Source organism: Clostridium senegalense JC122, from assembly GCF_000285575.1.
GTDB lineage: Bacteria > Bacillota > Clostridia > Clostridiales > Clostridiaceae > Clostridium_J > Clostridium_J senegalense.
Map to the genome: position 1 here is coordinate 618,286 of NZ_HE611050.1, position 25,638 is coordinate 643,923.

The 25,638-nt window shown below is 27.5% G+C and carries 22 protein-coding genes and 3 pseudogenes; 2 read left to right on the plus strand and 23 right to left on the minus strand.

All coding sequences use genetic code 11. The features are described from left to right. Positions 1-198: 198 nt before the first annotated feature. The 4 genes and pseudogenes from CSGHG_RS25010 to CSGHG_RS03515 form a co-directional block, all read right to left on the minus strand. Positions 199-471, minus strand: a complete 273-nt coding sequence (locus CSGHG_RS25010; RefSeq protein WP_412766360.1) for a DNA topoisomerase family protein — start codon at positions 469-471, stop codon at positions 199-201. 38 nt (positions 472-509) lie between these two features. Next, positions 510-2,299, minus strand: a pseudogene (gene topA, locus CSGHG_RS19775) (type I DNA topoisomerase). A gap of 260 nt (positions 2,300-2,559) precedes the next feature. Beyond that, positions 2,560-3,642, minus strand: coding sequence for a DNA-processing protein DprA (dprA, locus tag CSGHG_RS03510; RefSeq protein WP_010292765.1), 1,083 nt, complete (start codon positions 3,640-3,642; stop codon positions 2,560-2,562). 14 nt (positions 3,643-3,656) lie between these two features. Further along, positions 3,657-5,180 carry a YifB family Mg chelatase-like AAA ATPase gene (locus CSGHG_RS03515; RefSeq protein ID WP_010292766.1) on the minus strand — a complete coding sequence of 508 codons (1,524 nt, stop codon included), beginning with the start codon at positions 5,178-5,180 and terminating at the stop codon, positions 3,657-3,659. Between the two features lie 140 nt (positions 5,181-5,320). On the opposite strand from CSGHG_RS03515, the gene CSGHG_RS03520 reads away from it, so the two are divergent. Beyond that, entirely contained in the window at positions 5,321-5,695 is a 375-nt protein-coding gene (locus tag CSGHG_RS03520) for a YraN family protein (RefSeq protein ID WP_010292767.1), read from the plus strand. A gap of 52 nt (positions 5,696-5,747) precedes the next feature. On the opposite strand, the gene CSGHG_RS03525 is transcribed toward CSGHG_RS03520, so the two are convergent. The 19 genes and pseudogenes from CSGHG_RS03525 to pta all read right to left on the minus strand — a co-directional run bounded on the left by CSGHG_RS03525 (position 5,748) and on the right by pta (position 23,414). Then, positions 5,748-6,545: a ribonuclease HII gene (locus CSGHG_RS03525; RefSeq protein ID WP_081496267.1), complete on the minus strand. Its 798-nt coding sequence runs from the start codon at positions 6,543-6,545 to the stop codon at positions 5,748-5,750. Between the two features lie 34 nt (positions 6,546-6,579). Continuing rightward, the gene (gene ylqF, locus CSGHG_RS03530) at positions 6,580-7,428 is read right to left on the minus strand and encodes a ribosome biogenesis GTPase YlqF (protein ID WP_010292770.1); all 849 of its coding nucleotides are present in this window, start codon (positions 7,426-7,428) and stop codon (positions 6,580-6,582) included. 144 nt (positions 7,429-7,572) lie between these two features. Then, entirely contained in the window at positions 7,573-7,920 is a 348-nt protein-coding gene (gene rplS, locus CSGHG_RS03535; RefSeq protein WP_010292772.1) for a 50S ribosomal protein L19, read from the minus strand. A 106-nt stretch (positions 7,921-8,026) separates the two neighbouring features. Further along, positions 8,027-8,752, minus strand: a complete 726-nt coding sequence (trmD, locus tag CSGHG_RS03540) for a tRNA (guanosine(37)-N1)-methyltransferase TrmD (RefSeq protein WP_010292774.1) — start codon at positions 8,750-8,752, stop codon at positions 8,027-8,029. Then, a complete protein-coding gene (rimM, locus tag CSGHG_RS03545) occupies positions 8,752-9,246 on the minus strand; it encodes a ribosome maturation factor RimM (RefSeq protein WP_010292776.1) in 495 nt (164 codons plus the stop codon). Before rimM ends, trmD begins: the two co-directional genes overlap by 1 nt. A 378-nt stretch (positions 9,247-9,624) precedes the next feature. Beyond that, on the minus strand, positions 9,625-9,858 hold the full coding sequence (locus CSGHG_RS03550; protein WP_010292777.1) for a KH domain-containing protein: 234 nt from the start codon (positions 9,856-9,858) through the stop codon (positions 9,625-9,627). Positions 9,859-9,888: 30 nt separating this feature from the next. Then, positions 9,889-10,131: a 30S ribosomal protein S16 gene (gene rpsP / locus CSGHG_RS03555; protein WP_010292779.1), complete on the minus strand. Its 243-nt coding sequence runs from the start codon at positions 10,129-10,131 to the stop codon at positions 9,889-9,891. Positions 10,132-10,165: 34 nt separating this feature from the next. Then, positions 10,166-11,527 carry a signal recognition particle protein gene (ffh, locus tag CSGHG_RS03560; RefSeq protein WP_010292780.1) on the minus strand — a complete coding sequence of 454 codons (1,362 nt, stop codon included), beginning with the start codon at positions 11,525-11,527 and terminating at the stop codon, positions 10,166-10,168. A gap of 10 nt (positions 11,528-11,537) precedes the next feature. After that, positions 11,538-11,876: a putative DNA-binding protein gene (locus CSGHG_RS03565; protein WP_010292782.1), complete on the minus strand. Its 339-nt coding sequence runs from the start codon at positions 11,874-11,876 to the stop codon at positions 11,538-11,540. Positions 11,877-11,983: 107 nt separating this feature from the next. Beyond that, positions 11,984-12,895 (minus strand): signal recognition particle-docking protein FtsY, encoded by a 912-nt coding sequence (ftsY, locus tag CSGHG_RS03570; protein WP_010292784.1) that lies wholly within the window; start codon positions 12,893-12,895, stop codon positions 11,984-11,986. Positions 12,896-12,916: 21 nt separating this feature from the next. Continuing rightward, positions 12,917-16,472: pseudogene (gene smc / locus CSGHG_RS24815) on the minus strand (chromosome segregation protein SMC). Positions 16,473-16,736: 264 nt separating this feature from the next. Next, positions 16,737-17,795 (minus strand): elongator complex protein 3, encoded by a 1,059-nt coding sequence (locus CSGHG_RS03600; RefSeq protein ID WP_010292789.1) that lies wholly within the window; start codon positions 17,793-17,795, stop codon positions 16,737-16,739. Beyond that, positions 17,788-18,489 carry a ribonuclease III gene (gene rnc, locus CSGHG_RS03605; protein ID WP_010292790.1) on the minus strand — a complete coding sequence of 234 codons (702 nt, stop codon included), beginning with the start codon at positions 18,487-18,489 and terminating at the stop codon, positions 17,788-17,790. The genes CSGHG_RS03600 and rnc overlap by 8 nt, the downstream gene beginning before the upstream one ends. 136 nt (positions 18,490-18,625) lie before the next feature. Beyond that, positions 18,626-18,856, minus strand: coding sequence for an acyl carrier protein (acpP, locus tag CSGHG_RS03610; protein WP_010292791.1), 231 nt, complete (start codon positions 18,854-18,856; stop codon positions 18,626-18,628). Positions 18,857-18,991: 135 nt separating this feature from the next. After that, positions 18,992-20,004: pseudogene (plsX, locus tag CSGHG_RS19785) on the minus strand (phosphate acyltransferase PlsX). 183 nt (positions 20,005-20,187) lie between these two features. Beyond that, positions 20,188-20,370, minus strand: a complete 183-nt coding sequence (gene rpmF, locus CSGHG_RS03620; RefSeq protein ID WP_010292793.1) for a 50S ribosomal protein L32 — start codon at positions 20,368-20,370, stop codon at positions 20,188-20,190. Positions 20,371-20,382: 12 nt separating this feature from the next. Next, a complete protein-coding gene (locus CSGHG_RS03625) occupies positions 20,383-20,913 on the minus strand; it encodes a YceD family protein (RefSeq protein WP_235700099.1) in 531 nt (176 codons plus the stop codon). A 194-nt stretch (positions 20,914-21,107) separates the two neighbouring features. Further along, positions 21,108-22,304, minus strand: a complete 1,197-nt coding sequence (locus CSGHG_RS03630; protein ID WP_010292797.1) for an acetate kinase — start codon at positions 22,302-22,304, stop codon at positions 21,108-21,110. 102 nt (positions 22,305-22,406) lie between these two features. Continuing rightward, positions 22,407-23,414 carry a phosphate acetyltransferase gene (gene pta / locus CSGHG_RS03635; RefSeq protein ID WP_010292799.1) on the minus strand — a complete coding sequence of 336 codons (1,008 nt, stop codon included), beginning with the start codon at positions 23,412-23,414 and terminating at the stop codon, positions 22,407-22,409. A gap of 998 nt (positions 23,415-24,412) precedes the next feature. On the opposite strand from pta, the gene CSGHG_RS03640 reads away from it, so the two are divergent. Continuing rightward, positions 24,413-25,630, plus strand: coding sequence for a nucleotidyltransferase (locus CSGHG_RS03640; RefSeq protein ID WP_010292801.1), 1,218 nt, complete (start codon positions 24,413-24,415; stop codon positions 25,628-25,630). Positions 25,631-25,638: the final 8 nt, after the last annotated feature.

The window sequence follows — 25,638 nt, forward strand, 5'->3', positions numbered from 1 at the left end:
GCATATAGATTTTGCTATAACTTTTTTAAGTAAAAAATTATAGCAAAATCTAATCAATTTGTAGTGTTTATAATAAATATTAATTAAGAATGATTTTATTTAGATAATATATTTCTATTTCATTTTACCAACTCAAGCATTATAAAACTTTTTAACGAATTTGTAAAGTTTTTTTTTGTTTTTCACAAAAATTTTTATTTAATTTTCTTCTTCTTTTATTTCTTCTTTTAACTCTTTCCTATATTTACATTCTTTATTAGCACATTCTAAATAATTTCCTTTTGTTTTTGTATACCTTTTTACTAAAATGTCATTACATTCTGGGCATTTTTCTCCAGATGGTTCAAACCAACTCACAAAATCGCATTCTGGATATCCGCTACATCCATAAAAAGTTCTTCCTTTTCTACTTCTTTTTTCTAATATTTTCTTTCCACACTTAGGACACGATACATCTAATTCCTTTGCTATTGGTTTAGTATTTTCACATTCTGGATATCCAGGACATGCTAAGAAATCTCCAAATCTACCATGTTTTACAACCATCAATCTTCCACATTTATCACATGGTATGTCTGTTACTTTATCCTCTATTGTTATTTTAGCTATTTCTTTTTCTGCTATTTCTATAGCTTCTTTTAATGGTGTGAAAAATTCATCTACAATTTTTTTCCACTCTGCAGTGCCTTCTTCTACATTATCAAGTTTACTTTCCATTTCTGCAGTAAACTCAACATCTACAATCTGCTTAAAATACTCGGAAATTAAGTTATTAACTATATGCCCTAATTCCGTAGGATCCAACACCTTTTTATTTCTTTCAATATACTTTCTATCTAGTATAGTTGATATTGTAGGTGCATAAGTACTTGGCCTTCCTATACCATTTTCTTCTAATGTTTTAACTAATGATGCCTCAGAAAATTTAGGAGGCGGTTGAGTAAAATGCTGTTTTCCTTCAGTGTTATTTTCTTTTAATTTATCACCTGTTTTCAAATCTGGTATTTTAAGTGTTTTATTTTCTTCATCGGATTCACTTTTATAAACTTTAGTAAATCCATCAAATTTAACAACAGATCCACTAGCTTTGAAAACATAATCATTATTATTAACATTTATTGATGTGCTGTTTAAAATACAAGAAGCCATTTGACTTGCCATAAATCTATTCCATATTAAAGAATATAATTTAAATTGAGTATCTTTTAATGTTTGCTTAGCAATTTCAGGTGTTATTTCAACATTACTTGGTCTTATAGCTTCATGTGCATCTTGGCTATTTTTTTACCTTTATATACTCTTTTTACATCTGGAATGTATTCATCTCCAAAATTATTCTGAATATATTGTTTTGAAGCTTCTTGAGCTTCATCAGATACTCTAACAGAATCTGTTCTCATATATGTTATCAAACCTACAGTTCCAAAACCTTTTATTTCTATACCTTCATATAATTCTTGTGCAACTGACATTGTCTTTTTAGTAGAAAAATTTAATTTTCTATAAGCTTCTTGTTGCAATGTACTTGTAGTAAATGGTGGTAGTGGATTTTTATTTTTTTCCGTATTTTTAATATTTCCAACTACAAAATCACCTTGTTCTAATTCTTTTATTATTAAATCATTTTCTTCTTTTGATAAAATTTCTATTTTCTTACCTTTTTTATTGTGTAATTTAATTGTGAACTTATCTTTTAAGGAATCTTTATAAACTTCACATTCTATAGACCAATATTCCTTCGGTATAAATTCTTTTATTTCTTTTTCTCTATCACAGATTATTTTAAGTGCTACTGATTGAACTCTTCCCGCACTTAATCCCCATCTTACTTTTCTCCATAATATAGGGCTTATTTTATATCCTACTAATCTATCTAAAACTCTTCTTGCTTGCTGAGCATCAAATACATTCTCATTTATTAATCTAGGATTTTTTATTGCAGATTTTACAGCATTTTTAGTAATTTCATTAAATTCTATTCTACATTTTTCACTTCCATCAATCTTTAATATATTAGCTAAATGCCAAGAAATAGCTTCGCCCTCTCTATCAGGGTCAGTTGCAAGGTAAACTTTTTCACTTTTTTTAGCTTCTTTTTTAACTTTTTTATTAATTCACCTTTTCCTCTAATGGTAATATATTTAGGTTCATAATTATTCTCTATATCAACGCCTAATTGGCTTTTTGGTAAATCTCTAATATGTCCCATAGAAGCTTCAACTACGTAATTTTTTCCTAAATATTTTTTTATGGTCTTCGCTTTAGCTGGTGACTCAACTATAACTAGTTTTTGACCCATCGTATCCCCTCCAGTAATTTCGTCATTATTTAATTTAACATTATACTACTTTAATTTAATATATTAAAACAAGCTAAAACCTTAACTTACATATTAACTCAAAATATTTATTTTTAGCTAAAAAAGTGATTTAATTGAAATTTTCACAAGCTTGCCATCACCCTTTTAAGAATCAAAATCTTCCATGTATAACTTAAGAAACAATTTTGTATCCCTATAATAGTTATTCATATTAAATATTTATGTGTAAAAATGTTATTTTATATACTCTTATTTACCTTAACATAATAATTGCCATTTAAACAACATATTTCTTCTCGTAGTTGCATTTCAAATAATACCCCATACAATTGAGTTATGTCAATATTAGAACTTCTTGCTATTTCGTCAACATGCATTGGTTCACTAGTTAAAATCTCGTATATTCTATCACATATCTCACTATAACTTTTCCTAACATTTTTATCTGTATTGCAAGTTTTGTCAATTTCTAATAAATTTATAATATCTTCTACTTTCGTAAATGGATATGCACCATCCTTTATTAATTTATTCGTACCTTTATTTTGTTCTAAAAATATAGATGCAGGTACTGCCATAATATCTTTTCCTTGTTCCAATGCCCAATTAGCTGTTATTAAAGATCCACTTTTTTCACCAGCTTCTACAATTAATATCAAATTAGAAAGTCCACTTATTATTCTATTTCTAAGAGGAAACCTAAACCTTTCTGGTGGTGCATCAGGTGAAAATTCTGATAATATACATCCTTGCTCCTCAATGATTTTTTTATATAAGTTTTTGTGTTCCTTAGGATATATGACATCTACACCACATCCTAGAACTCCACAAGTATATATTCCATTCTCTATTGATCTTTTATGTGCTTCTCCATCTATCCCTCTTGCAAGTCCACTTATTATTTGAACATTAGTATCTTTAAGTTCTCTACAAATAATTTCAACTATGTTTTTCCCATAATAACTAGCTCTTCTAGAACCAACAATAGCTATTTTCTTATCATCATTATTTAACTTATCTATATTTCCTCTATAAAACACTCCATAAGGCATCTCATTTATATTTAACAAGCTTTTAGGATACTTATTATCCTTTATATTTAAAAAACTTATACCTTCCCTCTCACATAGTTCTTGAATGTTGTATAATCTTTCTTCACTATAAGTTCTTAGAAGAGTTTCTACAAGTTTATTTTTTCTATTACTATTTTCTTTCATAAAATTATAAATATTCTTCTCATTTGTAAGCTCTTTTAAAAGTTCTAATTTTATACTATTTTTTATAGGTGCTATAGCTAACCAAATCTTATACTTATCGTACATTTTTAATTCTCCCTTTATATAATTTCACTATTTATAAATTTTCTATAATTTAGTGCTTCAATTATATGTTTTTCTTCAATATTTTCTTTACCTTCTATATCAGCTATAGTTCTACTTACTTTTAAAATTCTACTGTATACCCTTGTACTTAAATGAAACTTATTAAACGCCAATTCCAATATTTTACTTGTTTTATTATCTATTTCACAATATTTTTTTATATGCTTTTGTTTCATTTCAGAATTATTTTTTATATTTTCATCTTTAAACCTTTTTATTTGAATGGTTCTTGCATTTTCAACCCTTTCTCGTATTTCCTTTGAACTTTCTTTTTTTATATTACAATTTATCTCTCCATAAGACAAAGGATTAACTTGTGTAAATATGTCTATTCTATCTAAAAGTGGTCCTGATAATTTCCCAATGTATCTTTTTATTTCATAATCACTACATCGACAGGGCTTTATATTAGTTCCATAAAATCCACATGGACATGGATTTAATGCAGCAACTAACATAAAACTAGATGGATAAGACACTGTTCCTGCATTTCTAGTTATTTTAATTGTTCTATCTTCTAAAGGTTGTCTTAACATTTGTAATAAATTTTTTTTAAATTCCAATATTTCATCTAAAAACAATACCCCATTGTGAGCTAATGAAATTTCACCAGGCATTAGATTTCTACCACCACCAACAAGAGCTACTTCTGTTATAGTATTGTGTGGACTTCTAAAAGGTCTTCTTTTTATAAGTCCCCCTTCATAATTCACACCACCATGGACGCTATATATTTTGGTAACATCTAAAGCTTCTTCATAAGTTAAATTAGGTAGTATAGATGTTATTCTTTCTGCCAACATTGTTTTACCAGAACCTGGTGCACCATGCATTAATATATTATGTCCTCCTGCAGCAGCTACTTCCAAAGCTCTTTTCGCCGCTTCTTGTCCTATAACCTCTGAAAAATCTCTAGAGCTTTCTTTTAATATTTCTTTTGCTTCCTTATAGTGGTATGAAGGCATATCTTTGTGTAATAAAAATTCTACTGACTGCTTTAAGCTATTTAGTGGATAAATTTCTATATCTTTTATCATAGAACAATCAACATAATTATCATAAGGAATTAATAATTTTTTAAATCCTTTTCTACTTCCCTCAATGGCTATTGGTAATACACCCTTAACTTTTTTTAATTTTCCTGATAAAGATAATTCACCCATTACCAAGTAATGATCCATATTTTCTATTTCCATTTGTTTACTTGCTATTAATATTCCTAACGCTATAGGTAAGTCAAATATAGTACCTTCCTTTTTTAAATCAGCAGGTGCTAAGTTTATAGTTATCCTATTATTAGGAAATTTATATCCTGAATTAATTATTGCAGCTCTAACCCTATCCTTTGCTTCTTTTACAGAAGTATCTGCCATACCAACTATATTAAATGATGGTATTCCTCTTGAAATATCTATTTCTACAGATATAACAATTCCTTCTACCCCTAAAAATGTAGCACAGGATAATTGTATAGCCATATTTATCCCTCCTTATTCTGTTTATGTTAATTGTTGACAGGTTATTATGATAATAAACATCTTAAAATTTAATTTGTTTATTATTATTATACTTGGCAATAATAAAAATATATTTGCTTTGATTTTAGGAGGTCATATTATTGAAAATTTTTAATAAAATCATTGGGGATAGTGGTGAAGATTTAGCCACAAACTATCTAAAAAAACATAAATATAAAATATTATGTAGAAATTTCACATGTAATATTGGTGAAATCGATATAATAGGCAAAAACGACAATTCTATCTGTTTTATAGAAGTTAAAACTAGACAATCAGATTATTATGGATATCCTAGTGAAGCTGTAAATTTTTACAAAGAAAAGAAAATAATAAAAACTGCTCAATACTATATTTGTAAAAATAAATTATTCAATCATAGTATAAGATTTGATGTCGTTGAAATTCTTCTAAATGACTATAAACCTAAAATAAATCTAATCAAAAATGCGTTTTGGGTAAACGGTTACATATAAGCTTATAAATAGTCCCAAAATAAAAATCCCCCTTTATTTTGAGACTATAATTTTATTTATTTAATATGTTGGTTAAAAAACTTCTTCTATGTATTTCAGTTATACCAATTCTCTTTATAGCTTCAACATGTTCCTCTGTTCCATATCCTACATTCTTATAAAATTTGTATTCTGGATAATGCTGATGATAATCTTCCATAATTTTATCTCTATAGACCTTGGCTAATATAGATGCACAGGCTATAGATGCACTTTTAGTATCACCTTTTATTACACTCTTATTTTCTATATCAAACTCTTTTATTAAATATCCATCAGATAAAACTAAATCTGGTTTTTTATCTAAACCATGGCATGCTCTTCTAAAAACCTCTTGATTGCACCACCCAATACCCTTTTCATCTATTTCTTTATTATCTATAACTGATATATTATAGCTTACAGCTTTAGATTTTATTATTTCACTTAGGTATTTTCTTTTTTCTGGAGAAAGCTTTTTAGAATCATTAATATATAACATTAATTCTCTATCATCCATATAATTTAAGTTTAATATTACAGCAGCTGAAACTATAGGTCCTGCTAAAGGACCTCTTCCAACTTCATCTACACCAGCAACATATTTAAAATTTCCAAAACTTTTATCAAAAATATACATATCTTTTACTCTGTTAACTTCTGCTTCATAGGTTATTATAATTCTTTCTAACTTTTCACCTAATTTATTTACATTCTTTCTGCTATCACCATTTAACATTTTTATAAGCTCCATAAACTTTAGTTTTGAAGTTCTTATATCATTGTTGTTTTGAAAATTTAAAACATATTCTTTAACAAGAGCAAATTTCATTTTACTCAAATCTATAACTTCCAAGTATATCACCTTATTTCTCTGGTTTTTCTAATGATATATTTCCTAATTTTCCACCTCTAAATTCATCTAATAACATAACAGCTACTCTATTGTAGTCTATATTACCACGTGCTATTACAGCCCCTCTTTTCCTACCTATATTATCCATATTTTCTAATGCTGATTCACTAAGTTCAGGAAGCTTATATCTTTCCTTCAATCTTTCCGGATAACTAACTTGAAGAGTTTCTATTAATTTCAAGGCTAACTCTTCTATATCCATAATTTCGTCTTTTATAGCACCAGTAAACGCTAAATCAAGCCCTACAGTTTCATCTTCAAATTTAGGCCATAATACTCCTGGAGTATCCATGAGTTCTATTCCTATTTTAGTTTTTATCCATTGCTTATTTCTAGTAACTCCTGGCTTATCACCTGTTTTAGCTATATTATTTTTAGCCAATTTATTTATAAATGTAGATTTTCCTACATTCGGTATTCCAACTACCATTACTCTAGTAACTATATTAACTACACCTTTGTTTCTTAAATTATCATGTTTTTCCTTTAACATTTCATCTAATGCAGGTTTTATATTTTTAAGACCTAATCCTTTTAAACAATTTACACTTAAAACTTTTGTATGTTCATTAGACAATTCCTTAACCCATTGCTTTGTCACTTTTTCTTCACTTAAATCGCTTTTATTTAATAAAATTATTCTAGGTTTATTTTGACAAATATCCTCTATATCTGGATTAGCACTAGATTTTACTATTCTAGCATCTCTTATTTCAATTACAGCATCAACAAGTTTTAAATTTTCTTTTATTTGTCTTCTTGTTTTAGCCATATGCCCTGGAAACCAGTTTATACTCATAACTACACCTTCTTTATCTAATATTGTATTGAATTTTATTTTATCTTTTATAGATTTTAAAACTTAAAATATAACTTATATATTTACTAACCAAATAATTTTCATAATAAAAAAAGGGACACTAACGCCCCATTTTTTACAAAATTATCTTATTAATTCTTTAACCTTAGCAGCTTTTCCTACTCTATCTCTTAAGTAGAATAATTTAGCTCTTCTTACTTTACCTCTTCTTACAACGTCAACTTTCTCTATTACAGGAGAGTTAACTGGGAAAGTTTTTTCAACTCCTACACCAGAAGCTACTCTTCTTACTGTAAAAGTTTCTCTTGCTCCACCGTTTTGTCTTTTAAGAACTGTTCCTTCGAAAACTTGGATTCTTTCCTTGTTTCCTTCACTTATTCTGATGTGAACTTTAACAGTATCTCCTACATTGAATTCTGGTAAATCAGTTCTGATTTGTTCTGCTTCGATTTGTTTTATTATGTCTAACATTGTGCGTTACCTCCTAAAAATTATTTGACGTTCTTAATCATATGTAAATGACAGAGGACCGCCCAGCACAAAAATGATTTTATCATATAAATTTAATGTTATCAACTTATTTTTTAGTTTTATAATGATTTTCCAACATTTTTTTATCTTCTTTTGTAAGTTCAATGTTTTTGTATAAATCATTTCTTTGTTTTTTTGTTATTAATAGTGATTGTAATCTTCTATATTTTCGTATATTTTCATGATGTCCTGAAATTAATATTTCTGGAACTTTTTTTCCTTCGAATTCAAAAGGTCGTGTGTATTGAGGATATTCTAAAAGTCCATCATAAAAAGATTCCTCCATAAAACTTTCATCACAAGATAATACATTAGGAATCATTCTACTTATACTATCAACAATCGGTATACACGCCATTTCACCACCAGTTAATACAAAGTCACCTAATGATACCTCCATATCTATATAATCATAAATTCTTTCGTCAATACCTTCATAATGACCACAAAGAAATATTAATTCTTTTTCTTTACTAAAATCCTTAGCCATTTTCTGATTAAAAGTCTTTCCTCTTGGACCTAAAAATACTACTTTACCATTATTAACTTTTTTAACATCTTTTATACAATCAACTATTGGTTGTGGCATCATCACCATTCCAGCACCACCACCATATGGATAGTCATCAACTTTTTTATGCTTATTATTTGTATAATCTCTTATATTTACACATTCAATATTTAAAATATTTTCCTTTTGTGCCCTTCCTAAAATACTATGATTAAAAACATCAAACATTTCTGGGAAAAGAGTTAATATATGTATTTTCATTATTCACTCCAAACCTTCACAGGCTTTATCACAATTTCACTTTTTTCAATATTAATACTAACTATTATTTCTTTTAATGCAGGTATTAAAACTTCCTCTTTTCCACCTTGTACCCAATATACATCATTACTACCTGTTTCTAAAACATCATATACTTTCCCAAGTTCTACCCCGTCAGTATCAAAAACCTTACAATCTATCAAATCTGCAACATAATAGCTATCTTCTTCAAGCTGTTTTGCATCATTTCTATGAATTTTTAAATATTTATTCCTATACTCTTCTGCCTCATTCATAGATTCTATACCCTCAATTTTTAATATTGCTCTATCACTTTGTAATTTACATGATGTTATTTTTCTTTCAACGCCATCTATATAAACTTTTTCTAACTCTCTAAATTCCTCTAAACTATCTGTAAGCGAAAAAACTTTCACCTCACCCCTAACTCCATGAGGTTTAGTTATTTGTCCTATGCTCATAAACTCCTTCATTCTACAGACCTCCTAATAATATATTTGGGATACTTTATAAAAACTCACGTTATTAACTTAATTTTATCCCCTAACGATTTGATTTTCAATTGCCAATTTATATATTAAATTATGTTTTTATTATTATCAACAAAAATATAATTTATTTAATCTAAATTTATATTTTAGCTTATTTATTTAATTAATTAAAATATATTTTAATAATAATCATGATTTTTAGTTGTAACTTAGAAACTATAACTCATTAAATAACTATTAAAATTTAATTATTATTTTTTAAATAAATAAATTCTCACATAATTATAACGGTAAATATAACCATATATTCTTATATTAATAAAAATTTATATTAAAATAAGAGTTAGGCTAGCCTAACTCTTATGATTCTATTATTTCTACAACAACTCTCTTGTTTTCCTTAACAGCTGCTGCTTTTACAACAGTTCTAATAGCTTTTGCTATTCTTCCCTGTTTACCAATTACTTTTCCCATATCAGCTTTATCAACCTTTAACTCCAAAATGATTGAATGATCACTTGAAATTTCATTTATTGATACCGCTTCTGGGTTGTCAACTAAAGATTTAGCAAGTACCTCTAGTAATGTTTTCATGGAATGCGCCTCCATTCAATTCAACAAGAATTATTTTATTCCAGCATTGTTGAAAAGTCTTTTTACAGTCTCTGTTGGTTGTGCTCCATTTTGAACCCATTTGTTTGCTTTTTCTTCATCGATTTTAACTGTAATTGGTTCAGTTGTTGGATTGTAGTATCCTATTTCATCGATAAATCTTCCATCTCTTGGAGATCTTGAATCAGCTACGATTATTCTATAGAAAGGAGCTTTTTTAGCACCCATTCTTTTTAATCTTATTTTTACTGCCATGTGTATTTCACCTCCTTAAAAAATAAATTGTATGTTAAAAAGGTAATTTTCCAAATAACCCTTTTTTCATCTGTCTTTGTGTATTTTTTTGCATACCCTTCATATTCTTCATCATCTTTTTCATTGTTTCATAGTGCTTTAGAAGTTTATTAACTTCTTGTATAGTTGTTCCTGCACCATTTGCTATTCTCTTCTTTCTTGATGGTGAAGATGTTATTAAACTTGGTTTTCTTCTCTCATTTAATGTCATAGAGTTTATTATTGACTCTATTTTAGACATTTCTTTTTCACCTTGTGACAAATCTAAGTCTTTTAATTCCTTGCTATTTGCACCTGGCAACATTTCTACAATTTTTCCTAAAGGTCCAAGTTTTTTCATCTGATGAAGCATATCTAAGAAATCTTCAAAGTTGAATTCTTGACTCAACATTTTATTTCCTAGTTCTTGTGCCTTTTCTTCATCTATTGCAGCCTGTGCCTTCTCTATTAAAGAAAGCATATCTCCCATTCCTAATATTCTAGATGACATTCTTTCAGGATGGAAAATTTCAAGATCTGACATTTTCTCTCCCATACCAACATATTTAATTGGTTTTCCTGTCATTGCTTTTATAGAAAGTGCTGCTCCACCCCTAGTGTCTCCATCCAATTTAGTAAGAATAACACCTGTTAAATCTAACTGTGAGTTAAAACTCTCCGCTACATTAACAGCATCCTGTCCAGTCATGGAATCTACAACCAAAAGTATCTCATTTGGCACTATATTTTCTTTTATGTCTTTGAGCTCATTCATAAGCTCTTCATCTATATGAAGTCTTCCAGCTGTATCTATTATAACTACATTACATCCTTCGTTTTTCGCATGTTCAATAGATGCTTTTGCTATATCAACTGGACTTGTTTTATCTCCCATAGTAAACACTGGTATGTCTATTGACTTACCTACTACCTGCAATTGTTTTATTGCAGCTGGTCTATAAACATCACAAGCTACTAAAAGAGGTTTTTTATTATTTTTTCTAAGGTTAAGCGCAAGTTTACCAGCCATTGTAGTTTTACCAGCACCTTGTAATCCAACAAGCATAATAACAGATATTCCATTAGGATTTAATTCTAACTTACTTTCTGTATTTCCCATAAGCTTTGTTAATTCATCATTAACAATTTTAATAACTTGTTGTCCTGGAGTCAAGCTTTCTAAAACTTCGTTTCCTAGGCATTTTTCGCTAACATCTTTTACAAAGTTTTTTACAACTTTATAATTAACGTCAGCTTCTAACAAGGCTAATTTTACCTCTCTCATGGCTTCTTTTATATCTTTTTCTGAAAGTTTGCCCTTACCTTTTAACTTCTTAATGGTTTCTTGTAATTTAGAAGCTAATCCTTCAAAAGCCATAGCAGACCTCCTAAATTTCGATAATATTTTTTATAATATCATCTATTAATATAGAATTTTTTTCACTATCTATTTTTACATTCTTTAGTTCTTTTATAATCTTTTGCTTAATACTCTCACTTTTTATACTCTTTTCTAAAAGGTTAAGTTTTTCTTCATACTCTACCAAAAGATTTTCACACCTTTTAATTATATCATGAATCGCCTGCCTACTAGTTTTTGTAATTTCTGATATTTCCTTTAAAGATAAATCTTCATTAAAGTAAAGATCCATTACATTTTTTTGTTTTTCCGTAAGCAATGATCCATAAAAATCTAAGAGTAAAGATAATTCAAATCTCTTTTCCATAAAATCACCTAACTCACAAATGATATATTAGCAAAAAGATTTATACCTGTCAAGTATTTTTACTTAACATCTAATTATAAAATTAATGTTTTACTTTTCAAAATTTTTCAAAATAATGCTTCAACAAATTCTCTTGAATTAAATTCTTGAAGATCATCAATTCCTTCACCTACACCTATAAATTTTACAGGTATGTTTAATTGATTTTTTATAGATATTACAACCCCACCTTTTGCTGTACCATCTAGTTTTGTAAGTATTATACCATCAATAGGACAAACTTCCATAAACTGTTTTGCTTGTATAACTGCATTTTGTCCTGTAGTAGCATCTAATACTAACAAAGTTTCTCTGTGAGCTTCACCAAATTCTCTGTCAATGACCCTGTTAATTTTTGAAAGCTCATCCATCAAATTCTTTTTATTGTGAAGTCTTCCCGCTGTATCACATATTAATACATCTACATTTCTAGCTTTAGCAGCTTGAACTGCATCATAAATTACTGCTGCTGGATCGGAACCTTCCTGATGTTTTACTATATCTACCTTTGCTCTGTTACTCCAAATTTCTAATTGATCTATAGCAGCTGCTCTAAAAGTATCTGCTGCAGCTAATAAAACTTTATAATTTTCATTTTTTATTTTTGTTGCTAATTTACCAATAGATGTAGTTTTACCTACACCATTTACCCCTATTACAAGTTTAATTTCTGGAGTTTTTTCAGGTGATATATTACTAACTTCCTCACCCATCATTTCTATTATTACTTCTTTCATACATGGTTTTACCATAGCTACATCTTTTATTTTTTCTTCTTTTATTTTTTCTTTTAACTTTTCTATTATTTCTACAGATGTTTCAACTCCTATATCACTTATTATTAGTGCTTCCTCAAGTTCTTCATATAAATCATCATCTATAGTTACAGCTAGATTTAAAACGTCTGATACAGCAGAACTTATACTATCTCTTGTTTTTGTTAATCCTTCTTTTAATTTATCAAAAAATTTTCCAAACATAGTTAATTACCTCCATTAATTTTATCTTGTAAAGTCAACTGATACAACCTTGGATACACCTTTTTCTTCCATCGTTACCCCGTATAACATATCACTTGCTTCCATTGTACCTTTTCTATGTGTTATTACTATAAATTGTATGTTATTTGAAAACTTATTTAAAAATTCTGCATATCTTATTACATTGGCATCATCTAAAGCTGCTTCTATTTCGTCTAATATACAAAATGGAGTAGGTTTCATTTTCAATATAGCAAATAATAGTGCTATTGCAGACAATACTTTTTCTCCACCGGATAACAAATTTATATTTTGTAATTTTTTACCTGGCGGTTCTACATTAATTTCAATTTTGGATGTTAATTCATCTCCATCTTTTAAGATTAAATCTGCACTTCCACCTTTAAATAATTGTTTAAAAGTTTCATTAAAATTCTTTCTAAGTTTTATGAAGTTTTCTTTAAAAACATCTCTCATTTTAGCTGTCATCTCATCAATAACTTTTATAAGTTCATTTTTAGCATCAACTAAATCTTCCTTTTGAGATACCATAAATGTATATTTTTCTTTTACTTCCTTATACTCTTCAATAGATCCTACATTTACAGTTCCTAAATTTTTAATTTCTTCTTTTATAAATAATGCTTCTTCTTTAACTTTAGATATGTTTTCTAAAGGCTCTTTAAACTCTAAAGCTTCTGCATAAGTCAAATTAAATTCCTCATTTAATTTTGAAAGAAGGTTTTCCTTTTCCGTTTCTATTTTCGCTAATGCTACTTGATATCTATGTAATTCTTTTTCTGTATTTTCAAGTTCTGAACCTATACCTTCTTCTTGTGATTTTATTTTATTAATTTCATCTTTAATTTTTATTTTTTCTAATTGACTATCTTCTATAAATTTTTCCATATTTTCTATTTCAGTTATTATATCTTTTACACTATCTTTATTGTTTTTTAAGATTTCTTCATAATTTTTCTTATTATCTTGTAATGATATTGCTTCCTTGTGTAGATTTTCTTGTTTTTCTTTTAATAATTTTATTTCATTTTTTATTCTTTTAATATCATTTTCTCTATTTATAACAATTTCATCTATTTTTGCTTTTTCAATTTTCAGTTCTGTTAAAGTATCCTTATATTTTTCTACTGAAGCTTCACTTTCTGTTATTTTTTCTCTTAAACTATTTTCTTCAATTTCTAATTTACTAATCTCATTATTCATAGATTTTAAATTTTCTTCTAAAGTTATAATCTCTTCTAATAATTTCTTTCTTTCTGATTCTTTTTCTCTTAAATTTTTTCATTTTCATTTAAACTATTTTTTAATTTGATTGTATCATCTTTCAAAGAATTAATTTTTTCATTTATTTTTGTCTTTTCTATATTTTCAAAATGAACATAATCTCTTAAGTTTAAATTTTCTTCATCTAATTCCTTTATCTGTTCATTTAAATTTTTTAATAATATATTTTTCTCTTTAACTTCTTTATTTAATACATCAAATCTAATTTTTAACTCTTCTATCTCTCTTTTTCTACCTATAACATTATTAGATTTATTGTAAATACTACCACCTGTTAATGCTCCTCCAGGATTTATAACTTCTCCAGATAATGTAACTATTTTTTGTCTATAATTAAGTGTTCGTGCTATTTTTATTGCATTATCCATATTATCACATATTAAAGTTCTACCCAAAGCATAATCTATTATACCTTTAAATTTACTATCATAATTTAAAATTTCACTAGCTATACCAATAAAACCACTCATAGATTTTATATTATTTCCAAGTTCTACAATTCTACCTTTTACTGTATTTAAAGGTAAAAATGTTGCTCTACCTAAAGAATGTTTTTTTAAATATTCTATAAGAATCTTAGCACCATTTTCATCTTCAGTTATTATATTGGATAAGCTAGAACCTAATGCTATTTCCATAGCTGTTTCAAATTTTTTCTCTACTTTTATAATTTCTCCTAAAATATAACACTGTCCTTTTAAATTGCTTATTCTCTTGTTATCTACATGCTGCATTAAAGTTTTCACTGATTTATTATAGCCTTCATACTGCTTTTCCAAGTTTATAAGCATATTTAAATTTGCATCCACTTTATTAGATGTAGCTAAAAGTTCTCTAAGTCTTTTTTCTCCTATTGTTTGATTATGTCTTGATTTTCCTATGTTTATTTTATTTTCTTTTATTTTAGTATTATAATCATCAATCTTTTGTAGTATTTTAATACCTTCTCCATTAAGTACAGCTTTTGTAGTTTCATTAATTTTTATAGAATTACGTATTCCTTCTATTTCCGTTTTAATACTTTCTAATTTTTGTTCTATTCCTTCAATATTATTATTTAAAATAATAATATTATTGCTTTCATCATTCTTTTTCATATTCAATGAATTTTTTATGTTTTCAATTTCTTTCAATCTAGAATTTTCTTTTAAATTATCATTGCAAATTTCTTCAACCAGTTTTTTATTAATGTAATTTTTTCTTTTATATCCTGATGAGAATTTAAAAAATCTTTTAATGCAATTTCAAGTTCTTTTATATTTTCTTCTAAATTTCTTACTTTATCTATTAAAGTTAACTTTTCATCATTGATTTTAGAAATAGAATTTTTTATAATTTCTATTCTTTCTTCTAAAATTTTAATTTCAGATAAAACTTGTTGGTGTTTAGACTTATTGTCATAAAACTTTTGTTTATCTTTAGAAATCTTATTTTCAAATTCCTCTAGTTTTAAATTATTTTCTTCTAATTTATTTTTTAATATTCTTCTTTCATTTATTTTATTTTGTAATTCTTTGTTTATAATTTCACATTGAGATTTGTAGCTAGAAATTTTTATGTAATTCTTTTCTATGAAATCAATTATAATATTTATTTCATTTACTTTTAACTGTTTAGAAAGCTCTAAAAACTTATTTGCTTTATCACTTTCGCTTTTTAAAGGTTCTAATCTTTCTTCATATGTTCCTAATATATCATCTATTCTTATCAAATTCTGATTAGTATTTTCTAATTTTCGTTCTGATTCTTCTTTTCTTGTTTTATACTTTACAATCCCAGCAGCTTCCTCTAGTAATTTTCTTCTTTCTTCCGGCTTTCCACTTAATATTGCATCAATCTTACCTTGTCCTATTATTGAATATCCTTCTTTTCCTATTCCTGTATCCATAAAAAGATTTTGAACATCTTTAAGCCTACATATTGTGTTATTTATTAAATATTCGCTTTCTCCTGATCTATACAATCTTCTTGATATAACTACTTCTGAATATTCAACATCTAATTCTGCATGAGAATTATCTAAGATTAAAGAAACCTGTGCAAGTCCAACAGGTTTCCTAAATTGAGTTCCCGCAAATATCACGTCCTCCATTTTATCTCCTCTTAGAGTTTTAACACTTTGTTCTCCTAAAACCCATCTTACAGCATCAGATATATTACTTTTGCCGCTACCATTAGGACCAACTACTGCAGTTATACCTTTTTTAAATATCAGTTCTGTCTTATCTGCAAAGGATTTAAAACCTCTTATTTCAATAGATTTTAAAAACATCCATTCACTCTCCTACTATCTTATAATAAGTGGCAATACTATACCTAAAACCATAAATACAGATATACATATTGCTAGTATTTTTGTTAGTTTATCTCTTTGTTTTTTATTCATCAAAAACACCTCTCTTTTTATTTATATAGCAAATCCATTTTTCCCCTAGTTCACTAATGTAAGTTTATATTATTTTTATATAAAATTCAAACCATAATTTATTTTCATATTCTTATCTTAAACCATTAAAAAACCGTGAAATCACGGTTTTTAATATTTTTGTAAATATTCATTTATACATATTTTTACTGTTTCCCAATTGAATTGCAATTTAATATTACCTCTATCTAAATTACTATCTTGATAGACTTTTATTTTTTTCACACCTAAAACTGATAATGCTTCTCTAAAATACACCTTTTTATTAGCATACAATTTAGATATATCCTTAGGATTTATAGATAAACTTTCTATTTCACCTTTTTTAGTAAAATATTCAATTAATATATCTTTATATATAGAACCTTCAACAAGTTCCCTAAAGGCAGGATGAAATGGCCCTTCAACAAATTCTTTACCATAATTTATTTCTTCTGTTGGCTGTAAACCAATTCTTATTACATTTATACCATTTGAAGTATACATACTATATAAAACTTTACTTATTTCAACCGCTTCTTCTAAAGTATATGGTCTGTATTCTTTTCTATGTAAAAGTTCTTCCATAGGAGTATCTTTTATAACAAGAGCTGGATATATCCTACATATATCAGGATTCATCTCTATGCTTTTTCTTGCTGTTTCAATATCTTTTTCCATTGTATCCCCTGGAAGTCCTAACATTATTTGATGCCCTAATGTTATTCCATATTTTTTTATAAGCTGTGAGGCTTTTTTTACAGACTCTACATCATGACCTCTACCAGATTTTAAAAGAACTTCTTCATCTAAGGATTGAACTCCTAATTCTATTATATCAGCATCATACTCTTTTAAATTCGTAAGAATAAAATCATCTATATAATCTGGCCTAGTTGACATTCTTATATAATCTATTTTTCCTAAATCCTTAAATTCCTTCGCCACTGACAGTAATTCTTTTTGTTTTTCAATATCTATAGCTGTAAATGTACCTCCAAAAAAAGACACCTCTACTATAGCATTTTCTCTATTTATTGTCTCTAAATATTCCTCTATAGTATTTCTAACAAAATTACCATCAATTTTAAAACAACTTCCTGTAATACTATTTTGATTACAAAATACACATGTATGAGGACATCCTTCATGAGGAACAAAAATAGGTATTATGTAATGAGCCTTATTCATTGCTATTCTCCTTGCCTAATACAACTTCTTTAGCTGCATTTTGTTCTGCTTCTTTTTTACTATACCCTATACCATTTCCTCTTGAAACCCCATTTACAAGAACTTCTACAAAAAACTGTCTTCTATGTGGAGGACCTTCAAATTTTACTAAATTATATACTATACTTACTTCACCATTTTTCTGAAGTGTTTCTTGTAATTTAGTTTTATAATCTATAACAATTTCATTTCTTAATGCTTTTTCTATTACAGTTTCAAAATTACCTAATATAAACTTTTCTGCAACATTTAATCCTTGATCTAAATATATTGCTGCTATTATAGCCTCTACTGCATCGGATAATATAGAAACTCTTGTTCGTCCTCCCGTAAGTTCTTCTCCTCTACTCATTGTTAAGTAATTTCCCAAGTCCCACTTTTTAGCTATTTCATATAAAGAATTTTCGCACACAATTAGTGATCTAACTCTAGTTAAATATCCTTCTCCTTTTTTCCTACAACTATTATATAAATACTGTGATATTACAAGCTGCAATACAGAGTCTCCTAAAAACTCTAAAGTTTCATTATACTCAACACCTTTTTTTTGATTAGCATATGAACTGTGAGTAATTGCTGTTTGTAGCAATTTTATATCTTTTATATCCACATTAAGTTTTTCTTTTAGTTCAATAGTAGTATTTCTTATTTTCATAATTCAGCTCCTTCTTAGGAGTGTATTCCTCAGCTTATTATAATTAATAATCTTAATTTAATAAGTTGAGGAAAAAACTCCAATTGTTAATATATATTTAATTTAAATAAAGTTCCGCATAGATGCGGAACTTTTATTATTCATCTACACGTGTTTTTATGTATTCAACTACATCGCCAACTGTAGATATTTTTTCTGCATCTTCATCTGGAATTTCAATATCAAATTCCTCTTCTAAAGCCATAATCAACTCCACTATATCTAATGAGTCCGCTCCTAAATCATCTATAAAAGAAGATTCTAATGTAATATCATCCTCATCTAAGCTTAATTGTTCTGATATTCTTTTTCTAACTTTTTCAAACATATATTCCAGCCTCCTATAAATAAATCATATGATAATAATATTATATTAATAGTATTATCAAAAGTAATCAATATATATTTTAAATATTTAATTCTTTTTAATAATATACTTAAATTTATTAATTTTATACGCTGTTTACAATTTATTTTTATTTTCTGTTGTCTTTTCTATTTCTTCTGTTATTTTTTCTATGATATTATTATCATAAACCTTTTTTGCCTGTCTTATTGCATTTTTAAAAGCTTTGGCATTAGAACTACCATGTGCTTTTATACATATACCTTTTACCCCTAAAAACGCTGCGCCACCATACTCAGTATAATCAAACTCTTTCTTTATTTTCTTAAAGGCAGGTTTTGACATAGCTGCACCTATTTTGGTCGTTAATGATGACATTAAATTCTTTTTAATCATAGAAAATAAATTAGATGCTACACCTTCATACATTTTCAAAACTGTATTACCTACAAATCCATCACATACTAAAACTTGAACATCCCCATCAGTAACTTCTCTTGGCTCAACATTTCCTATAAAGTTTTTATTAGACTCTTTTAAAAGTTTATGAACGCTTTTAGTAAGTTCATTTCCTTTTTCTTCTTCAGATCCAATATTTATTAATCCAACTTTAGGATTTTCATGTTTTAATACGCTTTCAAAATATATTTTACCCATAAGTGCAAACTGTTCTAAATAATGTGGTTTACAATCAACATTTGCACCTGCATCTATAATCATAAATGGACCATTTAATCCTGGCATTATAGGAGCCAATGCTGGTCTATCTATTCCTTTTATTCTACCAACTATTAACGTACATCCAGCTAAAAAAGCACCAGTACTTCCTGCGGACACTATTCCATCCACTTCCTTTTGCTTAACTAATTGCAAAGCTTTATTTATGCTGGAATCCTTTTTTTCTTAATAGCCATTACAGGGTGTTCATTAGTACTTATAACTTCTGTTGCATCTAGTATTGTTATTTTTCTTTTTTCATACTGATATTTATCTAATTCATCCTGTATAGCCTGTTGTGGTCCTGTAATAACAAGTTCTATATCACTAAACTCATTTACAGCCATAACAGCACCTTCTACAACTGCTGAAGGTGAATTATCTCCACCCATTCCGTCTACCACAAATCTCATTATCAGACCCTCGCTTATTTTTATAAATTACTTCTCTTAAGTCAATGCCTATTTTTACAAAATTTTATAATTTACATGTCACTTAATATTATATCTATTTTACATAAAAAATACTATCATATTTTTTATGTTATGTGAAAATATTATATAAAAAATAAAAGAAAGTCAAGTGACTTTCTTTTATTATTTCTCAGTTGAAACAACTTCTCTATTTTTGTAGTATCCACAGCTTTTACAAACTCTGTGTGCAAGTTTCATTTCATGGCACTGAGGGCACTCAACTATTCCTGGTAAACCAAGTTTAAATGTTTGCGCTCTTCTTGAATCTCTTCTAGCTTTAGAAGACTTTCTAGCAGGATTTCCCATAATTACACCTCCTTACGAGTTAGAAAATAATTCTTTTAATTTTGCCAACCTCGGATCAACTTCATTCTCATTGCAATTACAACAAGATTGGTTTAAATTCGTTCCACATTGTTGGCATAACCCCTTACAATTTTCATTGCAAAGTCTTTTTATAGGAAACTCTATTCCCATATTATTTTCTATAATTTGATAAAGATCTAATTTATTACTATCAAGTGAGATAATTTCTCCATCAATATCTTCAACAGTATGCGAAAATTTCTCTTCTATATCAAATGATATATCATAAACAAAATCTTCACTACATCTTGAACATGCTAATAATACTTTAGTGATAACTTTTCCAGTTAAATAATAAACATCATCAACTAGTCTTAACGTTCCATTAAAATTTATCGGCTTAAGAAATTTGACCACTTCACCGTTATCATTAAAACTTTCCTTAGATATTTCTAAGTTTAATTCTTTACGTCCATAATTCTTATTTTTTAATTCCGAAAGGTCTATGTACATATTATATACTCTGGAAATCTCTTTCCTCATATGGACAAATCCATATATAATGTGACATAAATCACATAGCTTGAGTAAAAGCTACTACACCCCTCCTTATTTTCATTCAAGACTCTACTATTTCAAACATTAATTATTATATAAATTATGCTATTAAAAGTCAAGAACAATTTATTATTTTAAAATAACATTTCGGAAGGATATAGCAGTTTTATAAATTTATACTATTTTGAAGTTAAGTTTTTAGTATCTCTTGCTATCATTAACTCTTCATTTGTTGGAACAACAAACACTTTAACTGTAGCATCAGCAGCACTTACTTCAACAGCTTTTCCTCTTACATTGTTCTTTTCTGAATCAATCTTAATTCCCATGAATTGTAATCCTTCACAGATTGCTTCTCTTGTTGTTGGAGAATTTTCACCAAGACCAGCTGTAAACACAACTGCATCTACTCCACCCATAGCTGCTGCATAAGCACCTATCATTTCTCTTACTCTAAAGTTGTAAACATCTAGTGAAAGCTCTGCTCTAGCATTTCCTTCTTTTGCAGCGTTTTCTATATCTCTAAAGTCACTACTTACTCCAGAAATTCCTAAAACACCTGATTTTTTGTTGAATAAGTTGTCAACATCATCAGCTGTCATATTTTCTTCTCTCATTAAGAACATAGCTATAGCTGGGTCTATGTTACCACATCTTGTTCCCATTGCTATTCCTTCAAGCGGAGTGAATCCCATACTTGTATCAACAACTTTTCCACCTTTAACTGCAGCTAAACTAGCACCATTTCCTAAGTGACAAGTTATTATGTTAACATCTTCTATATTTTTTCCCATCATTTCTGCTACTTGAGCTGAAACGAACTTATGAGAAGTTCCGTGGAAACCATATTTTCTTATTCCATGTTTTTCATATAGTTCATATGGTAATGGGTATATATATGCTTCTTTATCCATTGTTTGATGGAATGCTGTATCAAATACACCTACCATTGGAGTTTTTGGCATTAATTCTTTACATGAATTTATTCCAATTATATTTGCTGGATTATGAAGTGGTGCAAGTTTTGTGCACTCTTCTAATTGAGCCATTACCTCATCATTTATAACAACTGATGCTGCATATTTTTCTCCGCCATGAACAACTCTGTGTCCAACTGCGTTTATTTCATCCATGCTTGTTATTACACCATGTTCTTTATCTGTTAAAGATTCAATAACATGTTGTATAGCTTCTTTATGAGTTGCCATAGGTTCTTGAACTATGTATTTGTCTCTTCCTGGAACCTTTTGAGTTAATATTGATCCCTCAATTCCTATTCTTTCAACTAATCCTTGTGCTATAGCTTCTTCATTTTCCATATTTATTAATTGATACTTTAATGAAGAACTTCCACAGTTAATTACAAGTATTTTCATTGTAATTCCTCCTTAAATATGATTCGCTTAATAATTTAAAATTTATTTAGTATGATCTTAATAAATTATAAGACCTGTATTTTTTAGTATATAATATTTTTTCTACTTATTGCAAGCATTTTGAGCTTGAATAGCAGTTATCGCAACAACATTTACTATATCATTTACGTTGCATCCTCTTGATAAGTCGTTTATTGGTTTTGCAAATCCTTGACAAACTGGTCCTATTGCTTCAGCTTTTGCAAATCTTTGAACTAATTTGTATCCTATATTTCCAGCTTGTAAATCTGGGAATACTAAAATATTTGCATTTCCAGCAACTGTACTATTTGGAGCTTTTTGTTTAGCAACTTTTTCAACTATTGATGCATCTAATTGTAATTCACCATCTATTGCAAGATCTGGTCTTTGAGATTTTGCAAGTTCAGTTGCAGTTCTTACTTTATCTACATTTTCATGCTTAGCACTTCCCATTGTTGAGAAAGAAAGCATAGCAACTTTTGGATCAATTCCACATAAAACCTTAGCATTTTCAGCTGTACTTATTGCTATTGACGCTAATTCTTCTGCATTTGGATTTGGGTTAACTGCACAATCTGCAAATAATAAAGTTCCATCTGCACCATATTCACAATTTGGAACTTCCATAACAAAGAAGCTTGATACAACTTTTATTCCTGGAGCTGTCTTTATTATTTGAAGACCTGGACGTAATAAATCTCCTGTGCTATGAACTGCACCTGATACTAATCCATCAACGTCATCCATTTTAACCATCATAGTTCCAAAATAAACAGGGTCTTTAACTGTTTGTAAAGCCTTCTCTATAGTAACACCTTTATTTTTTCTTAACTCATAGAAAGCTTCAGCATATTTTTCTGTTTTATCAGAAGTTGCTGGGTCAGCTATTTCTATTCCTTCTATGTTTACACCTAAATTTTTAGCGTTATTTCTTATTGTTTCTTCATTTCCAACTAAAACAACTTGTGCTAATTTATTTTCAGTTATGATTTGAGCAGCTTTTAAATTTCTCTCTTCATCACCTTCTGGTAAAACTATTTTTTTTACATCTTCTTTGGCTAATTTCCAAATTTTATCTACAAAACTCATTTCAAAATTCTCCTTTCGAGTAAGAAACTTTAATATACCTTATTAATATACCCCTTTTTAAGTATAATTTTCAACCTTAATTGTTAAATTTATTAACATTGACATTATATAATTAAATTTTATTACATAGAAATGAGAAATCTTCATTATTTATCGTCAAAAAAATAAATTTCCTGAATTTTCGTCCACTAAATATGGGAAAAATGTATTTTATACTTTATACATAAAATTCATCATTTTATCTATTAATTAAAATAATAACTAAATTTATAGTTATTATTACTTAAATCTTAATTATATGTAAAATTAAATTACTGTCTACTCATAATAAATTATACAAGTTCTTTCAATTGTTTCTTAGCACTTACCAAATATATTTTACATATTGTTTGTATGGTTAGGAATTTAGTTTTTCAATCTTAATAAGTCCCATAAAACAATTTTTAAATATTCACTCTTAACTCTTAACTAAAATAAACATTAATTAACAGTAAAATATTAATTTTAGATTTTCTTATTTTATAATTTTAAAATTCAACTTGGGTACCAGAAATAGCGAGATATACTCCAAATCACTTAGAATTCAACATAATATCTTCCATGAAAATATTTTAAGGTTATTGAATAAATTTAAATTTGAGCTTATTTACCTATATAAGTGACATAATAAGTGACATATTTTCTATAGGCAATTAATTATGTATTAATGTAGTTATATTACCATAAGTACTTATAACAGAATTTTAATATCATTATTTAAATCTGATTTTGAATATACTTAATTTTCTTTATTTTGATTTTTAAGTTTTATTTATTTCTATTTTCAATAAATTTATTCATTTGTTTTATCTAACTATTTCAATATTAAATTTTAGTACCTATAACCAATTATGACAAAAATAAATTTTATAGTATACTATATGGATATAAGTTTAAACTTTAAATAATATTTTAGGCATACAATAAATTTATATTTATTTTGATTGGAGTGATTTTTTATGAATTTAGCAGGTATAATAGTTGAATATAATCCAATGCATAATGGACATATACATCATATACAAAAGACCAGGGAACTTACTAAATGCGATGGTTTAATAGCAGTAATGAGCGGGAATTTCAATCAAAGAGGTATACCTTCATTAATAGATAAATACGAAAAAACTAATATGGCATTACACAATGGTGTAGATTTGGTTTTAGAACTCCCTACAATTTACGCTCTTTCTTCAGCTGAATTTTTTTCCTATGGAGCAGTAAGTTTATTAAACAATTTAAACATAGTTAATAGCATTTGTTTTGGCAGTGAACACGGTAATATTGATACCTTAAAAGTAATTGCAAAAACTTTATATGATGAACCTACTGAATTTAAAGAATATTTAAAAGAAAAATTAAAAGAAGGAGAACCGTATCCTAAAGCAAGAACCTATGCAATTAAAAAATATTTAAATGAAAAAGATATTTTTATTTCAAACTTAGAAGATATATTAAACTCTTCAAATAATATCTTAGCTATAGAATATTTGAAAAGCATTATAAAATTAGATAGCACTATTATGCCCTATACTATTAAAAGAGAGGGTGGAAGTTATAACAGCAGTGATTTCAATTCCATCTTTTCAAGTGCTACTTCTATCAGAAACTATTTAAAAAATAATAAGTCTTTAGATGAGCTTATTGATCACATTCCTAGTTATAATTTTAAAAGATTAAAGGAACTAGATTCACTTGGATACAATTTTACCTTTGACAACAGTATGCTACCTTATATAAAGTATAAAAACTACTCTAAATTTAATTTATTAAATAAAATTCCTGATGTTTCTGAAGGCCTTCATAATAAAATAGAAAAAAGCATTAATAATTTATACAATTATAATGACATACTTTCAGATATAAAATCTAAACGTTATGCTCTAACTCGTATAAGTAGAATTCTTTGTCAATTTTTTATAGGTTTTGAAGAATTTAACTGTGATCATTTAAGAAAAGAACCTGCTTCTTATGCAAAAGTTTTAGGATTTAATCAGAAAGGAAAAACTATTTTAAAATCTATAAAAACCAATTCTGATTTTCCTATATACACAAAAATTCCTAAGATACAAAATGAAAGCTTAAAATTAGATTTACAAGCATCTAAAATGTATAGCTTATTAAATAAGAATTATAAGTATAATGAAGATTTTCTTAGAGGACCAATAATTATAAAGTAGTATATAAT

Coding starts and splice junctions, on each gene's coding strand:
- CSGHG_RS03600 (WP_010292789.1), bottom strand. CDS start 17,795: ATGAATAAGGCTCATTACATAATACCTATTTTTGTTCCTCATGAAGGA.
- CSGHG_RS03630 (WP_010292797.1), bottom strand. CDS start 22,304: ATGAAAATACTTGTAATTAACTGTGGAAGTTCTTCATTAAAGTATCAA.
- dprA (WP_010292765.1), bottom strand. CDS start 3,642: ATGTACGATAAGTATAAGATTTGGTTAGCTATAGCACCTATAAAAAAT.
- CSGHG_RS03515 (WP_010292766.1), bottom strand. CDS start 5,180: ATGGCTATACAATTATCCTGTGCTACATTTTTAGGGGTAGAAGGAATT.
- pta (WP_010292799.1), bottom strand. CDS start 23,414: ATGAGTTTTGTAGATAAAATTTGGAAATTAGCCAAAGAAGATGTAAAA.
- acpP (WP_010292791.1), bottom strand. CDS start 18,856: ATGTTTGAAAAAGTTAGAAAAAGAATATCAGAACAATTAAGCTTAGAT.
- ftsY (WP_010292784.1), bottom strand. CDS start 12,895: ATGTTTGGAAAATTTTTTGATAAATTAAAAGAAGGATTAACAAAAACA.
- rplS (WP_010292772.1), bottom strand. CDS start 7,920: ATGTTAGACATAATAAAACAAATCGAAGCAGAACAAATCAGAACTGAT.
- CSGHG_RS03525 (WP_081496267.1), bottom strand. CDS start 6,545: ATGAAATTTGCTCTTGTTAAAGAATATGTTTTAAATTTTCAAAACAAC.
- rpmF (WP_010292793.1), bottom strand. CDS start 20,370: ATGGGAAATCCTGCTAGAAAGTCTTCTAAAGCTAGAAGAGATTCAAGA.
- ylqF (WP_010292770.1), bottom strand. CDS start 7,428: ATGAGTATAAACTGGTTTCCAGGGCATATGGCTAAAACAAGAAGACAA.
- CSGHG_RS03550 (WP_010292777.1), bottom strand. CDS start 9,858: ATGAAAACATTACTAGAGGTACTTGCTAAATCTTTAGTTGACAACCCA.
- rnc (WP_010292790.1), bottom strand. CDS start 18,489: ATGAAAATAAGAAATACTACTATTGAACTAAAAGAAAAACTTAATGTG.
- CSGHG_RS03640 (WP_010292801.1), top strand. CDS start 24,413: ATGAATTTAGCAGGTATAATAGTTGAATATAATCCAATGCATAATGGA.
- rimM (WP_010292776.1), bottom strand. CDS start 9,246: ATGAAGGAGTTTATGAGCATAGGACAAATAACTAAACCTCATGGAGTT.
- ffh (WP_010292780.1), bottom strand. CDS start 11,527: ATGGCTTTTGAAGGATTAGCTTCTAAATTACAAGAAACCATTAAGAAG.
- trmD (WP_010292774.1), bottom strand. CDS start 8,752: ATGAAAATACATATATTAACTCTTTTCCCAGAAATGTTTGATGTTTTT.
- CSGHG_RS03565 (WP_010292782.1), bottom strand. CDS start 11,876: ATGGAAAAGAGATTTGAATTATCTTTACTCTTAGATTTTTATGGATCA.
- CSGHG_RS03625 (WP_235700099.1), bottom strand. CDS start 20,913: ATGAGGAAAGAGATTTCCAGAGTATATAATATGTACATAGACCTTTCG.
- rpsP (WP_010292779.1), bottom strand. CDS start 10,131: ATGGCAGTAAAAATAAGATTAAAAAGAATGGGTGCTAAAAAAGCTCCT.